Here is a 14432-nt window from a genome sequence, read left to right on the forward strand (position 1 = left end):
CATCATTGCTTCTTGCCCTCGTAGCTTGGCGCACCCGCCCCCTCGCCGCGCCACTCGCCCTGCTTCTTCAGCGCCTTGGCGACGTCGCGGGGCATGTAGCGCTCGTCGTGCTTGGCCAGCACCTGCTTGGCGACGAAGGTTCCGTTCGCATCGAAGGTCCCGTCGGCGACGATCCCCTGCCCCTCGCGGAACAGGTCGGGCAGGTCGCCGTGGTAGACCACCTTGGCCGTGGCCCTCTGGTCGGCGACCACGAACTCGACGTCGCCGCCCGGATGCTTGACCACGCTGCCGCGCTGGACCAGGCCGCCCAGCTGGACCTTGCGACCGGGGGCGACGTGGGCCTCCTGCGCCTGGGCCGGGGTGTAGAATAGCGAGATGCTGTCGCGCAGGCCATAGAGGGCCAGGCCGACGGCCAGGGCCAGCACCGGCGCGATGGCCAGCAGGATGGTCAGGCGGCGGCGCGCCTTGCGGGATTTGGGCCAGAAACTCATGGCTTTGTGACTTCGGGGGCGGTCTTTTGGGCGGGCGTGTCGGCGGCCTGGCGCAGGGCCGACAGCACCTTGGGCTGGTCCTTGAAGCGGGCGGTCGCCCTCGCCAGCGCCGCGTCGCGCTTGGCCGTCTCGCCCAGCACGGCGTAGGCGCGGACCAGCCGCACCCAGCCATCGGGATCGTCCGGCGCCTGGGCCAGGCGTGCGGCCAGGCCCTCGACCATGCCGGCGATCATGCCCTGGACCTGCGGATTGGCGTCAGCGGCGGGCTCGGCGCTGGGCAGACGGCCCGTGGCCTCGACCTGGGCCATCTCCTGGGAGAGGGCCGCATAGCCGGGATCGGTCGTCGGCAGGCTGGCTCGCAGCGCGCGCCAGTCGGAGAGGCCGCCCTGGACGTCGCCTTCGGCGATCTTGCCGCGCGCCAGGTAGTAGCGGGCGCGCAGGTCGTTCGGATCGACCTTCAGCGCCTCGCCGAACGCCAGCTTGGCGTCGGCCCCGACATCCCCTTTCGCCTCCATGACGAAGGTCTCGCCCAGCAGGCTCCAGACATCGGCGCGCTTGGGGGCCAGGCGGACGGCCTTGCGCAGGGCCGCCTCGGCCCCGGACAGGTCGCCGGCCACGGCGCGGGCCTTCGCCAGGAACAACAGCGGCTCGACGTCCTTGGGCCGCTCGGCGGCGACGCCCTCCAGCACGGCGGCGATCTTCTCGGGCTCCAGCGTCGACGGATCGGCGGCCTTCCACTCGGCCACGCGCTGGGCATAGGGCTGGTCGGGCAGTTCGGGACGGCCCAGCACGACATAGAGGCCCGCGGTCGCGACGCAGGCCGCGCCGATGGCGGCGACCACGGCCTTGCGCGGGCCCAGGCCGTCGCGAGGCCAGCTTTCGGCCTGGTCGGCGGCGGCCAGCAGGCCCCGCCCCGCTTCGACGCGGGCGGCCTTCAGCTCGGTCTCGGCCAGCAGGCCGTCGATGGCCAGGCGTTCGACCTCGGCCAGGCGGCGGCGATGCGGCTCCAGCCGGGTCTGGGCGTCGTCGACGGGCCGGGCCCGCGCCGCGCCGCGCAGCACCAGCCCCGCCGTCGCGGCCGACAGCCCCGCCGCGGCGATCCAGAAAGCGATCATGGCCGCGTGGTAGCGTGTTCCCGCGCCGGCCGTTAGCGGAAAAAGCGCTTAAGTGGGGTGGATATCCACGTCATGCTCAGCGCGACGCCGACGGAGACCTCATGACGCCGATCCTGCTGATCCCGGGCCTGCTGTGCTCGGAGGAGATCTTCGCGCCGCAGCTGCCCGCCCTGTGGCCCCATGGCCCCGTGACGATCGCCCAGACCCTGGCTGGCGACACGATCGCCGACATGGCCGCGCGGATCCTGGCCGACGCCCCGCCGCGCTTCGCCTTGGTCGGTGTCTCGATGGGCGGCTACCTGTCCTTCGAGATCCTGCGCCAGGCGCGAGAACGGGTCGCGAAGCTGGCCCTGGTCTGCACCTCGGCCCGGCCGGACACGCCCGAACAGACCGCCGGCCGCCGCAAGATGCTCGAGCAGGCCCGCGCCGTCGGTTTCGAGCGGTTCTGCGCCCTGGGCGCCGACGCCCTGACCCATCCCAGCCGCAAGGGTGATCCCGAGCTCAACGCCATCAGCATGCGGATGGGCCGCGCCGTGGGCCTGGAGGCCTTCGCGCGCCAGACCGAGGCGGTGATCGGCCGCGTCGACAGCCGGCCGCTGCTGGGGTCGATCAAGGTCCCGACCGTGATCGTGGTGGGCGATACGGATCCTCTGACCCCGGCGGTGCTTTCCGAAGAGATGGCGGCGGCGATCCCCGGCGCGAAGCTGGTGATCGCGCCGACGTGCGGCCACGTGATCACGCTGGAGCGGCCCGAGGTGGTGAATGACGCGTTGGTGGGGTGGCTGGAGGGGTAGTCCAGCAGGGCTTGGCGCGTTTTTCATTTACCCTGCCTCCCTGGGCCTTGTGCCCAGGGCCCATCATTCAGCAGGCAGCGCGTCAGACGAGCGCTCGCCAACGCGACCGAGACCCACTGACCCTTCGCCGAGCCCAGCCGCACCATGGGTCCTCGCCACAAGGGCGAGGAAGGCGGGTAATTTTGTGGGTGTTGTAGCGAGAAACCCTACGCCGCGATCGCGGCCGCCGCGCGGCGGCGGACGATCTCGGCGGTCTTGTCGTCGCGGGTGTAGGCGATGAAGCCGGCGGCGACGTCCAGGTACTTCACGGCCAGGGACGAGTCGCCGCCCTCGCCGGTGCGGGCCACGTGCAGAACGTCCTCGATATAGGGATCGAGGCGGCCGTTCAGCTTTTCCAGGATCTTGTTGCGCGAGGTGCCGTAGCCGGCCTTGTCGGCGCAGGAGCGCAGCTCGGCCACGAAGGCCAGCGCGCCCTGGGCGCGGCGGATCAGCGCCTCGTCCGGCTCGTCGACCAGCTTGGCGACGCCGCGGGCGCCCTTCTTGGCCATCATCGAGATGGGCCGGGTCGGCAGGGCCTGTTCCAGCGCCTTGTCGGACTGGTCCATGCGGATCTCGCAGGCCTTGGCCATGGTCTGCTTGAAGCGCGCCAGGCGCTTGCCCCAGGGACCGTCCTTGTTGATGTCGACCGACTGCTGGAACTCGACGATCTGCAGGTGGACCTTGTGCGCGCCCTGGGCGGCCTGGCGGCCCACCTTCTCGCCGCCGGCGAAATCGAACTCCTCGACCCGGCGGACCGAGGCCTCGATGTCGGCCAGGATGCGTTCGCCAAACGCCTTGACCTCGGACGAGGCCAGGTAGCGGTCGGAGGGACGGTCCATCACGGCCGAGATCACCCGCATGATCCGCCAGTCGTCGGGCAGGTGGGCGGACAGGATGTCCAGCAGCAGCGGGCCGGCGTCGTCGCTGATCCGGCTGGCGTCGCGATAGGCCAGCTTGGCGGCGGTGGCGCGATCCTCCGACATGCGGCTGACCCATTCCGACAGCTTGGGCAGGCACGAACGGGCGATGGCCGACAGCTGCAGGCACAGGGCCAGGTGCTCGGGATCGCAAAGCGAACGCACGCTGTCGAAGGCGGCGTTCTCGGGATCGCGCAGGCCGGCGGCGGCGCTCTTGCACAGCTCGTCGAAGACTTCGGGGACGCCGTTCTCCAGGTCCCACGGATTGCACTTGGCCGCGGCTTCCTCGACGCGGCTGGGCGCGATGACCTTCAGCGCCTTCCACAGGCGCGACAGCACCGGCGCGGGAAACGACACGCAGTTCTCGCCGCGCGCGGCGCACAGCGGCACGATCGGGGCCAGGATGTTGTTGCGGACGAATCGGTTGGCGGTCTCGTCCTCGACCAGCCCGCGCACGGCCGCCAGCGACCCGGTCGCGCCGGCGCTCGACAGCGCCAGCTCAAGGCTGCGCAGCGCCGAGTCCGGAGCGGTTTCCACCAGCGTCCGGATGATCTGCAGTTTGTGCGCGGCGATGGCGGCCATGGTCCCCCGTGTCGGAGCAGCGGATTCCGACAGGCGTCAACCATGTTCGGAACGAGGTTAAGGATTTCCGAAACCCGAGGAAATTCATAGCCCCCGTAACGAGATGTCGCGGCGAGAAAGCCCTGGCCTACTGGAGGTTTAGCCGACCATGCCCACGGCGCGCGAAAGCCCCGCCCGCGACGAAACGTCACAACCATAGGTCATGTTTCGGCGCGTGGCAGATCCAGGGTGACGCGCAATCCGCCCAGCGGCGATTCACCAAGCTTGACCGATCCGCCGTAGGCGCGGGCCAATTCGTCGACGATCGACAGGCCAAGACCCGACCCGGGCGCATTCTCGTCGAGCCTCTGGCCGCGCTTCAGCGCCTGGGCGCGCTCGTCGGGCGGCAGGCCGGGGCCGTCGTCGTCGACGGTCAGCAGCATCCGCCCCTCGCCCGCCGGCGCGGCCTCGACGCGGATCTTGCCCCGGCACCACTTGCCGGCGTTTTCCATGACGTTGCCGGCCAGTTCCAGGAGGTCCTGCTTCTCGCCCTGGAAGGCCAGGTCCTCGGGGCAGCGCCAGTCGATCTCGACGCCCCGCCCTTCGGACTTGTCCTGGAAGATCCGCTCCAGGGTCACGGCCAGCTCGTCCAGGATCGGCTCGACCGGCGTGCGTTCGCCGCTGGTTTGGGAGCGGGCGGCGGCGCGGGCCCGGCGCAGGTGGTGGTCGACCTGCTCGCGCATGGTCTGGGCCTGGCGCTCGACCACCTCGGCCAGCTGGCCCGGCTGCTGGCTGGCCTCGGTCAGCATCACCGACAGCGGGGTCTTCAGCGCATGGGCCAGGTTGCCGACGTGGGTGCGCTGGCGCTCGACCACTTCCTGGTTGTGGGCCAGCAGGGCGTTCAGCTCGCCGGCCAGGGGCGCGAGCTCCTCGGGATAGATCCCGTCCACCCGCTCGGCCTTGCCCCGGCGCACGGCCGCCACCTCGCGACGCAGGCGGAACAGCGGCTGCAGGCCGAAGCGCACCTGCACCACCACCGCCAGGATCAGGCCGCCGCCCAGGATCAGCAGGGCGATGGCGGTGATGCCCGCGAAACGGTCGGCGTCGGCGTCGATCGGCGAGCGGTCCTCGGCGGCCAGGAACACCACGGGATTGGCGTAGCCCGGCAGGCGGGTCAGGATGGCGGCCGCCCGCAGCGGCTTGTCCTGCGGCCCGCGCATGTCGAAATACTGGGTCTTGCCCGGGGCGCCGTCCAGCTGGTCGATCTGGGCCGAGGCCAGCATCAGGTCGCTGTCGAACAGCGAGCGCGAGCGCACGATCGGCCGCATCGACCCGTCCGGCAGCCGGTCCAGGATCACCCAGTAGCGGCCGGAATAGGCCCGCGTCGCCCGGATGTCGGTCAGCACCGGCGCGCGCAGCTGGCCGTCCTCGACGGTCGAGCCGGCATAGAGGTCGTCGGTCAGCACGGCCAGCGACTGGTCGAACCGGCGGATGGCCGCGCCGCGGAACTGGGCGGTCAGGAAGACGCCGGTGATCACCATGACCAGCAGCGTCCAGATCCCAGCGATCAGGACCAGGCGGCGGACCAGCGAACGGCGGCGCAGGTCCAGCAACGGCTTAGGCCGCGCTCTCGCCTTCCAGCGGGGTCAGGCGATAGCCCAGGCCGCGGACGGTCTCGATGCGGTCGGCGCCCAGCTTCTTGCGCAGGCGGCCGATGAACACCTCGATGGTGTTGCTGTCGCGGTCGAAGTCCTGGTCGTACAGGTGCTCGACCAGCTCGGTGCGGCCGATCACCCGGCCCTGGTGCATCATCATGTAGTGCAGCAGGCGGTATTCCAGCGAGGTCAGGCGCAGCGGCTCGCCGTTGACGCTGGCGCGAGCCGCGCGGGGATCCAGGCGCAGGGCGCCGCACGACAGCGACGGCGCGGCGTGGCCGGCCGAGCGCCGCAGCAGGGCGCGCAGGCGAGCCAGCAGCTCCTCGGTGTGGAACGGCTTGGCCAGGTAGTCGTCGGCCCCGGCGTCGAACCCGGCGACCTTGTCGCTCCAGGCGCCGCGAGCGGTCAGGATCAGCACGGGCGTGGCGACATTGCCGCGCCGCCAGCGCTCCAGCACCGACACGCCGTCCACCTTGGGCAGGCCAAGATCCAGGATCACCGCGTCATAGGGCTCGGTCTCGCCCAGGAACTGGGCTTCCTCGCCGTCGGGGGCGTGGTCGACGGCGTAGCCGGCGTCGGCCAGGGCCAGCTTCAGCTGGCGCGACAGGTCGGGATCGTCCTCGACGAGCAGGATACGCATGGGTCTGTGAAACTCCTTAGCCGCCGCTGAGGATCTGGCCGGTGCGGGCGTCGACGATGAAGTCGATGCGACGGCCGTCCGCCGCGGCCCAGCGCACGCGATAGGTCGAGCCCTCGAGGCCCGCGTCCAGCACCCGGCCCGGCACGCGCCGGCCGATCATCTCGATCACGCGCGACAGCGGCACCAGCTGGCCCGACTGCACGCCGCCCCGCGCCTGGTCCGACTGGGCGCGCCAATCGGCGCCCAGCGAGTCAGGGCCACGACGCTGCGCGGACGCCATGCCCGGAAGGGCGGCGGCCAGCGCGGCGGCGACGAGAATGACGCGGATCGTTTTCATGCTCTCCGGTCTAACGGACCCCGGCTGAATGGAGACTGAACGCAGGGGTTATGAACGGGCTGCGTCCTTCTGTCACGGTCGGACACGCTTCGAACGCGCCGGACGGCCCGGATCCGTCGCGAGCGGTCACGGGGCGATCAGAGGTTCGCCCGAAAATCCCTCTCTCATAGAGAGAGGGAGGGGCCCACGCTGCAGGCGTGGGAGGGTGAGAGATTATAATCTCTCAGGACAAAGCCCGCTTCTCTCCCGCCCTCTCGGCCAAAGGCATCAGGCTTTCCGGCAGGCAGTGTAACCACTCACCCTCCCACCGCTTCGCGGCGGGCCCCTCCCTCTCTCTCAGAGAGAGGGAATTTCGTTCTACATCGCGATCAGGCTCTTCCTGAACGTCAGCCGCATCGTCCGGCCCAGCGGGTCCAGGTAATCCGCCTGATAGGCCTGGGGCGTGACGCCCTTGGCGTCCTTCACGATCGGGCGGCTGTAGAACAGGTTGTCGGCCGCCAGGGTGACGCGGGTTCCGGCCAGCCACTTGGACGCGGCCCCCGCCTTCACGTCGCGCGGGACCTCGTAGAAGGCCGACAGGTTGATCGTGGTCTGGTCGTCGAAGCGCAGGGCCCCGCCGTTGGTCGGGCCGGCGTCGATGACGCTGCCGCCGCGCCAGTTGCCGTTCAGGTTAAAGCCGACGCCCTGCTTGAAGGCGTTCAGGCGGAAGCTCAGCTCGCGCTTGGGCTGGCCCCGGCGGCTGGTGCTGGCGCCGTTCAACAGGTCCAGCGGCGTCAGGCCCCGGCGCAGGGTGGTCTCGTCGCGCAGCCGCCAGGTGTAGTTCACCGACAGCTGCACCTGGCCGGCCTGCTTGCGATCTTTCTTGACCGCCCCCTTATTGGCGTTCTGCCCCAGGAACCGCGTCAGGTTGATGCCGCCGCGCAGCTCCTCGCGGTCGATGGCCTCGAAGTTCAGCGGCCGGCTGTCGATCGCCGTCAGGGCGCCGTCGGCGTTGCGGGTGAAGCGCTCGGGGAAGGCCGCCTCCAGGGCCGGGGTGATCAGCGGGAAGGACGAGATCGGGTCCTCGATCCGGGTGCGGACATAGTTGGCGTTCAGGGTCAGCCGCGTCGGGCCGTTCTCGCGTCCCACCGGGCGAAGGTTGACCCCGGCCCGCAGCACCTTGCGACGGTCGTTCATCAGGCCGGTGTTGCCGCCCTCCAGCCGGCTGACCGTGACGCTCTGGCCGGTGGCGAAGTCGAACACCGTGACGCTGGGGGTCAGCACCACGGGGTCGGCGATCTGGTTGGCGTTGGGCGCGGTCTCTTCCTGGCTGACGCTGAGATTGAAGGTCAGCAGCTTGTCGGGCGACCAGTGCAGGCCCGCGCCGAACGCCAGGCGGTCCTTGTAGGTCTGGGCGTCGTAGCCGGCGTTCAGGCTGGCGGTCAGCTCGCCCAGCGCCGGCAGCACCTCGTGCGAACGGCTGGCCAGCGGCACGTCGATATCGCCCTGCACCGAGACCGCGCGGCGGTCGTAGGCGCTGTGGGTCGGGACGTTGGCGCGGACGGCGTCGGAGGCCTGCTTGACCCGCTCGCCGCCGACCTTGACCGTCGAGGAGATCCGGCCGGCCGGGATCTCGGCGAGGTCGCCGTTCAAGACGAGCTCGGCCTTGGCCGCCTTGGACTTCGACTTGGCGCGGTCGCGGGCATTGGCCTTCAGCAGGGCGCGGGGGACGGGACCGAACGGATTGACCGCCGGGTCACGCGCGGCGATGGCGGCCTTCCAGGCGCTGGAGTCGACGCCGCGGCCCGTCACCGTCTCGCTGGCGCTGCGGTCGTAGTTTCCGGTCAGCGACCAGCGCCAGTCGCCGACATAGCCGTTGGCGGCCATGGCCAGCTGGCCCTTGAAGGCGTCGACCTCGCGCCGCTGCGACCAGGGCGCGTCGAGATAGCGATAGACGGTGACGTCCCGCGCGAACGGCGAGAACGGGCTGCCCGCCGGCAGCTTCACCGATGTGGCGGGCAGGCCCAGATAGCTGGTGCGCCGGGCGTCCTCGAGATTGACGCTCAGGGTGACGCTGACCTTGCGGGCCAGGTCGCGGGTGATGGCCGCCTTGAAGCTCCCCTGCCCCAGCGACGGCAGCAGGCTGCGGTTGGCGGTGACGCCCGTCAGTTCGGGCCGGCCCGCGCCGGGCGCGAAGGCCGACAGCGAGGCCGCGCCGTCCGCCGCCCAGTCCGCCGCCGTGTCGGGCGCCCGGGTCAGGGTGACCAGGCCGCCGGCCACGGCCGACAAGGCCGGGTCGATCTCGCTTCCGAACGGTGAGCCGGCGACGTTGCCGACCAGGCCGTAGGGCGAGGTGGCCGAGGGCGCGCGGACGATGTCGCGCTCGGCCTCGAACAGGGTCGATTCCTGGCGCCAGTCGAAGCCCGCCGTGGTGCGCTCCTCACCGGCCAGGCGGAACAGGTCGCCGTCGACGTGCTCGGCGTGGCGCCCCCCGCCCGTGGCGCCCGTCTCCTCGGCCTCGACGGCGACCGAACGGAAATTCTTGCGCAGGATGAAGTTCACGACCCGCTGGTTGGGCCGGTAGCCGTAGGACAGCGCCGCCGCGGGCGACAGCACGTCCATGCGCTGGATGGCCTGGGCCGGCAGGCCGCTGATCTCCTGGAAACCCGAGATGCGCCGGCCGTTGGCCAGGTAGATCGGCGGCGGGGCGTCGGGCTCGCCGGTCGAGATCTCGGCTTCCAGCAGCGCGACCAGCTCCTGCACGGTGCTGGCCCCGGTGCCCTCGATCTCGGCGGCGTCCAGGGTCAGGTCGGGCTGGACGGGGCCCTCGGTCTTGCCGCGCGGCGCGGCCTTGATCACCAGGCTGTCGACGAGGCCGGTCTGCTCGCTCTCGGGCGGCGTCGGGACCGTCGGGGTAACCGGTGTCTCCTGAACGGGCGCGGCGATCTGCAGGAGCGCCAGGACGCTGACCAGAACCATGAAGACCGCCCCGACGCCGTTCGCTGAACCCGGGGTTTCCCTAGGGCCGCGCCACTCAACTGGCAAGCGCACAAACTGTTGTCATCCCGGACGGCCAAAGGCCGATCCGGGACCGCCGGAAGCGCTGAGCTTCTTGCGGTCCCGGCTCTTCGCTGCGCTACGGCCGGGATGACAAGAGCTGTTGGCGGACTGAAGTTACTTCCGCTTCGGCGTGTAGGGCTTCTGCTCGCGCCAGGCTTGGGCGAACTTCTCGAGGTCCTGGTCGACGGTCTCCGGCAGGGTCACCACCAGGCGGGCCAGCAGGTCGCCGCGTTTGCCCTTGGCGTCGGGCATGCCTCGGCCTTTCAAGCGGAGGGTCTGGCCGCTGTTGCTGGCCTTGGGCACGTTCAGCATCACGGCGCCGTCGGGGGTCGGGGCCTCGACCTTGCCGCCCAGCACCGCGTCGGGGATCGAGATCGGCAGGTCCATGACCAGCTGGTCGCCCTCGCGGCGATAGATCGGGTGCGGCCGGATCACCAGCTCGATCAGGGCGTCGCCGGCCCCGCCGCGCCCCTGGCCGCCCTGGCCCTTCAGGCGTAGGGTCTGGCCCTCCTGGGCTCCGACCGGGATGGTGACGTCGATGGTGCGGCCATCCGAGAAGGCCACGCGCTTCTTGCCGCCCTTGATCGCCTCTTCCAGGTCGATGTCCAGCCGCGCCTTGACGTCGGCTCCCTTGCTGGCGAAGCCGCCGGCCTGGCCGCCGCCGCCGAACGGGCCGCGCCCGCCGCCCTGGTTGAACATGCCGCCGAACAGCTCGGAGAGGTCGATCTCCGGCCCTTCCTCGCGGTGGAAGCCGCCGCGCCCGAAGCCGCCGGCGTTGAACGGGCCGTTGCCGGGCTGGCCGCCGAAGCCGCGCATGGTCTCGCGCCCGTCGGCGTCGATCTGGCCCAGGTCGAACTTCTTGCGCTTCTCGACGTCGCCCAGGATGTCGAAGGCGGCGCTGACCTGCTTGAACTTCTCCTCGGCCTTCTTGTCCCCCGGATTGGCGTCCGGATGGTGGGCCTTGGCGAGCTTGCGGAACGCCTTGCGGATCTCGTCCGCGGTCGCGGTGCGGGAAACGCCGAGTTCCAGATAGGGGTCACGCGCCAAGGTAAGGGTCTCTCCGGTCAAGGGCAGGTGGGTAACGCCCTCCATCTAGAGCGTCCAGCGCGGCGTGCAAGCCTCTCTGTGGCATTATTATCACAGACCTGTCGTCGCAGGCGCTCCCCAGCCATACAGCGATGCGCCCTGGACGACCTCGAACCGAGCGGCGCTCGACGGCGCGTCGGCGGTCCGCATGGCGGCCGTGTAGACGAAGGCCGGCGTTTCGACCTCGAGCTCGCGCAGCACGGCCGTCCCGTCCAGGACCCGCACGCGGTAGCGCTCGACGCCTTCGCCCAGAGGGACCTCGCCTTCCCAGACGTCGCCGCCGACCCGGGCGCGGCGGATCCACGAGAGCGCCAGGTCACCGCCAACGGGCCGCTTGCGCAGGTGGGCCGGGGCCAGGGGCCGCAAGGCGCGGCCGGCCCAGACCGCGGCGACCTCGGTCATCGCCGGACCCGACGGCGGCCCGCCCGCCGGAGCGGCGCGGACCAGGAGCGGCGCGCCGCGCTCGAAGGCGGCGACCATCATCGGGACCACCGCCTCGTCCAGCAGCACCACCGACGCGCCAGCGGGGATCAGGACCTCGGTCGCCGCGCCGTCGCGTTGGCCGCGCAACAGGCCGGTGAGCCGCCAGACGTCGGGCGCGACCAGCTCGGCGGCCTGGAAGGCGATGACCTCCCAGTCGCCGGACGGCGCGCGGACGGCCAGCGCGTTCTCGCCGGCCAGCACGGCGGCCAAAGGCGCGGAGGCCAGGCTTACGCCCTCCATCCGCACGGTCAGGCTCGCCGACCGCTCCAGGCGATGCGGCGAGGCCGGCGCCAGGTCGGTCAGGGTCTGGCCCAGCGTCGCCGGACCGGCCAGGCGGGCGCGGACCGTCAGGGTCTCGACGCCCGAGCCGGCATGGACGTCCAGCGGCCGCCATGGCTCGCCGGCCGCCGCGACCAGGGGCCGAGCATCGTCCGTCAGGAGTCCGTCCGACGGCAGGTCCAGCACGTGCAGCACCGGCGGCGCGGGCGGCTCGCGCGGCGGGGCCGGGCTCCAATCGACGCCGCCGCCGACGCCATAGCCGGCCAGGACGGGGATCAGGGTGGCGCGCGGCCGCTCGTCGAGATCGAGGCGCAGCACACGCCAGGTCGCCCCATCGAGAACCAAGCGGTCGCCGGCCTCGAAGCGCAGGGCGGCCGAGGGCGACAGCCGCACGATCCGCGAGCGCCGCGCCGCCTCGTCGGCGGCCAGCATCCGGCGGGCGACGGCCTCGGCTTCCGAGGCGGCCAGCACGATCGGCGCGTCGGCGTCGCGGGTCCCCTGCCCGGTCTCGCGGCGCACGACCAGCGCCCCGACCTGATAGTCGCGGGCGGCGTCGATGAAGCGCAGGCGCAGGGCCTCGGCGGCCGGGTCGAGGGCGCGGATCTGGGTCTCCGCCGAGCCGTCCTCGGGCAGGACCCGGTCGTTGTCGGCCAAGGCCGCCACGGGCCGCCCCGAACGGCTCAGCATCTTCACGTGGTCGCCACGCTCGACCGGGTCCAGGGCGAAGGCTTCGGTCAGGGGGGCCAGCGCGTCGCGCAGCCGCATCGGCCGGTCGAGCACATAGCCGCCCACCGCGCCGCCCGCCTCGCCCGGATCGATCGAGACGCCGGCTCGCGCGCCCAGGGCCTGGATCAGTTCGGGTAGCGGCGCGATCCCGGCCCGGCCGGTCAGCCAGTGGCCCAGCACCCAATTGCCGCCGTCGCTCCAGACGTCGGAGCGGGCCGGGAAGTCGGGGAACGGCCTGGCGTCCCAGCACCAGGCGCTGGCCGCCTCGATCATCGGCCCGCCATAGGTCGGCGAGACCGGATTGGCGGCCGGGTCGACCAGCCAGGCCAGCACCGCCTCCAGGTAGCGCCGCTGGCCGAAGTCGTCGCGCTCGCCGGTCGAATAGGGCGGCAGGACGCTCTCGGAGCTCTTGGGATCGACGAACAGGTTGGGCGAATTGGCCCCCTTGTCGACGGCCGGGCAGCCGAACTCGGTCAGGCGGATCGGCTTGGACTTCGGGACCCAGGCCGTGGAGGTGGTCGAGCGCACGCCGGCGGGCCGGTCGTGGTGCGGATTGCTCCACCAGGCCTTCAGGTCCTTGGCGCGGAACATCCACGGCTCGCCATGGGCGCCGTCGGTGATCGGGGTGCGGGCCTGGCCGTCACGGGCGGCCTGGCTGGCATAGTACCAGTCGAAGTTCTCGCCGCCCGCCAGACCGGCGCGCAGATAGGCCGGATCGTGGGGTCCCTCGAAGCCGGCGACGGCGTCCAGGTGCGCCTCGCCCTCGCGCCAGTCGATGACCGGCGGATACCAGTCGACGCCGACGAAATCGATGTTCGGATCGGCCCATAGCGGGTCGAGGTGGAAGACCGCGTGGCCACCGCCCGGCTGATGGCCGAAATACTCGCTCCAGTCGGCGGCGTAGCCGAGCTTGGTCGACGGGCCGACGACGGCGCGGACCTCGGCGGCCAGGCTCTTCAGCTTGCCGACCACCGGATAGCTCCCGCCCGCGCCGCGCACGGTGGTCAGGCCGCGCAGTTCAGAGGCCAGCACGAAGCCATCCACGCCGCCCGCCTGGGCCGCCAGGCTGGCCTGGTGCAGCACCATGCGGCGCAGGCCCCAAGTCCCGTCGAAGAAAGCGTTGACCTGGGTCGTCGCGGCGGCGGTCCCGTCCGTACCGGCTTCACACGTGATCCGGCCGCGCCACGGATAGGCCGCCTGGCCGGCCGGCGGGTCCATCAGGATGAACGGGTAGAGCGTGACCTTCAGTCCGCGCCGCTTCAGTTCGGCGATGGCCTGCAGCACCACCGCGTCGGCCGGGGTGCCGCCATAGGCCGGCGCGCCGTCCTTCAGCGAGACCAGATGGGCGCCGGCGCGATCGACGCCGGCCACGCTCCAGGCCAGCGGCAGGGTGTCCTTGGCCGCCTGCTCGACCCCAGGCTTGATCTGGCACTGGCCGCAGCGCAGGTCGGTCCCGAACCAGGCGACGACCAGGGTCACGTGATCGACGTTCGGCAACTGGGCTTGCAGCTGGTCGAGCGCCACGACCAGATCGGGCCGCCCCTCGGCGTTGTGCACGCTCTCGGACGCGGTGCGGGTCAGGCCCTCGCGGCGCAGCACCGCCTCGGTGGCGTAGACGAACTCGCCCGCGCCGGGGATCAGGCAGACGCCCTTGAGGCGGTCTTCCAGACCCACGGTTCCGGGCGCGCGCGGCCGGTGGAACACCTCGAACGACAGCTGCGGCGGACGGTTTCCATAGGGCTCCAGCGGCAGATCCTCGAACACCACATAGGCCACGCCGCGATAGGCCGGGGCCTGACCCTCGATGGCGGCGATCAGCGGATCTGGCGCCTGGTCCTCGGTCCCGCGATGTACGCGCATCGTCGCGCCGGACAGCGCCATGACCTTGCCGTCGGCCCAGACCCGGCCGATGCCGTCGATCGGCCCCTCGGCCACGGCCACGGCGAACGACAGGCTGTAGGCGTAGCTGGCAGTCTTCTGGCCCTTGGAGCCGCCGACCCGGCCCTCGACCCGGCGCTCGCGGAACCGCGCCGCCCAGATCACCTGTCCCCCGACCCGCGCCCGGCCGAACACGCAAGGCAGCGCCGCGCCCTCGGCCGCACCGGTCAGGCGCAGTTCGGGAATGCGCGGCCCGACCTGGCGGGCGGGGCTCAGGGCGCTGAGCGCCGCCTGGTCGACCAGGCCGCCGATCACGGCCCCGGCTGCCGCCCCCAACGGCCCGCCGATCGCCGCGCCGACGCTGGAAAGGATCATCTGGGCCATGTGGCCTC

The 14432-nt window shown here is 71.6% G+C and carries 10 protein-coding genes; 1 reads left to right on the forward strand and 9 read right to left on the reverse strand.

What is annotated here, in order from left to right; translation table 11 throughout:
• Window positions 1-2: 2 nt before the first annotated feature.
• Both ccmE and ccmI read right to left on the reverse strand, forming a co-directional pair.
• Window positions 3-491, reverse strand: coding sequence for a cytochrome c maturation protein CcmE (gene ccmE, locus ASC70_RS04885; RefSeq protein ID WP_056046962.1), 489 nt, complete (start codon window positions 489-491; stop codon window positions 3-5).
• Window positions 488-1606 (reverse strand): c-type cytochrome biogenesis protein CcmI, encoded by a 1119-nt coding sequence (ccmI, locus tag ASC70_RS04890; RefSeq protein WP_056046965.1) that lies wholly within the window; start codon window positions 1604-1606, stop codon window positions 488-490. Before ccmI ends, ccmE begins: the two co-directional genes overlap by 4 nt.
• A 101-nt stretch (window positions 1607-1707) precedes the next feature.
• On the opposite strand from ccmI, the gene ASC70_RS04895 reads away from it, so the two are divergent.
• Window positions 1708-2400 carry an alpha/beta fold hydrolase gene (locus tag ASC70_RS04895; protein ID WP_056046966.1) on the forward strand — a complete coding sequence of 231 codons (693 nt, stop codon included), beginning with the start codon at window positions 1708-1710 and terminating at the stop codon, window positions 2398-2400.
• Window positions 2401-2606: 206 nt separating this feature from the next.
• Here ASC70_RS04895 and ASC70_RS04900 read toward each other — a convergent pair whose 3' ends face one another.
• The 7 genes from ASC70_RS04900 to ASC70_RS04930 form a co-directional block, all read right to left on the reverse strand.
• A complete protein-coding gene (locus ASC70_RS04900; RefSeq protein ID WP_056046969.1) occupies window positions 2607-3938 on the reverse strand; it encodes a hypothetical protein in 1332 nt (443 codons plus the stop codon).
• Between the two features lie 200 nt (window positions 3939-4138).
• Window positions 4139-5530, reverse strand: a complete 1392-nt coding sequence (locus ASC70_RS04905) for a sensor histidine kinase (protein ID WP_056046971.1) — start codon at window positions 5528-5530, stop codon at window positions 4139-4141.
• A gap of 4 nt (window positions 5531-5534) precedes the next feature.
• Window positions 5535-6212 carry a response regulator transcription factor gene (locus ASC70_RS04910; protein WP_047407377.1) on the reverse strand — a complete coding sequence of 226 codons (678 nt, stop codon included), beginning with the start codon at window positions 6210-6212 and terminating at the stop codon, window positions 5535-5537.
• 16 nt (window positions 6213-6228) lie between these two features.
• On the reverse strand, window positions 6229-6549 hold the full coding sequence (locus ASC70_RS04915; protein ID WP_056046973.1) for a PepSY domain-containing protein: 321 nt from the start codon (window positions 6547-6549) through the stop codon (window positions 6229-6231).
• Between the two features lie 357 nt (window positions 6550-6906).
• A complete protein-coding gene (locus tag ASC70_RS04920; protein WP_056046976.1) occupies window positions 6907-9507 on the reverse strand; it encodes a TonB-dependent receptor in 2601 nt (866 codons plus the stop codon).
• 195 nt (window positions 9508-9702) lie between these two features.
• Window positions 9703-10635, reverse strand: coding sequence for a DnaJ C-terminal domain-containing protein (locus ASC70_RS04925; protein WP_056046979.1), 933 nt, complete (start codon window positions 10633-10635; stop codon window positions 9703-9705).
• Between the two features lie 90 nt (window positions 10636-10725).
• Entirely contained in the window at window positions 10726-14424 is a 3699-nt protein-coding gene (locus ASC70_RS04930) for a glycoside hydrolase/phage tail family protein (protein WP_056046982.1), read from the reverse strand.
• Window positions 14425-14432: the final 8 nt, after the last annotated feature.

This window comes from Caulobacter sp. Root343, from assembly GCF_001425745.1.
GTDB lineage: Bacteria > Pseudomonadota > Alphaproteobacteria > Caulobacterales > Caulobacteraceae > Caulobacter.

Bases quoted from the DNA above. Each gene is read 5' to 3' on its own strand.
- ASC70_RS04900 (WP_056046969.1), bottom strand. From the start codon at position 3,938: ATGGCCGCCATCGCCGCGCACAAACTGCAGATCATCCGGACGCTGGTG.
- ASC70_RS04915 (WP_056046973.1), bottom strand. From the start codon at position 6,549: ATGAAAACGATCCGCGTCATTCTCGTCGCCGCCGCGCTGGCCGCCGCC.
- ASC70_RS04910 (WP_047407377.1), bottom strand. From the start codon at position 6,212: ATGCGTATCCTGCTCGTCGAGGACGATCCCGACCTGTCGCGCCAGCTG.
- ccmI (WP_056046965.1), bottom strand. From the start codon at position 1,606: ATGATCGCTTTCTGGATCGCCGCGGCGGGGCTGTCGGCCGCGACGGCG.
- ASC70_RS04920 (WP_056046976.1), bottom strand. From the start codon at position 9,507: ATGGTTCTGGTCAGCGTCCTGGCGCTCCTGCAGATCGCCGCGCCCGTT.
- ASC70_RS04895 (WP_056046966.1), top strand. From the start codon at position 1,708: ATGACGCCGATCCTGCTGATCCCGGGCCTGCTGTGCTCGGAGGAGATC.
- ASC70_RS04930 (WP_056046982.1), bottom strand. From the start codon at position 14,424: ATGGCCCAGATGATCCTTTCCAGCGTCGGCGCGGCGATCGGCGGGCCG.
- ccmE (WP_056046962.1), bottom strand. From the start codon at position 491: ATGAGTTTCTGGCCCAAATCCCGCAAGGCGCGCCGCCGCCTGACCATC.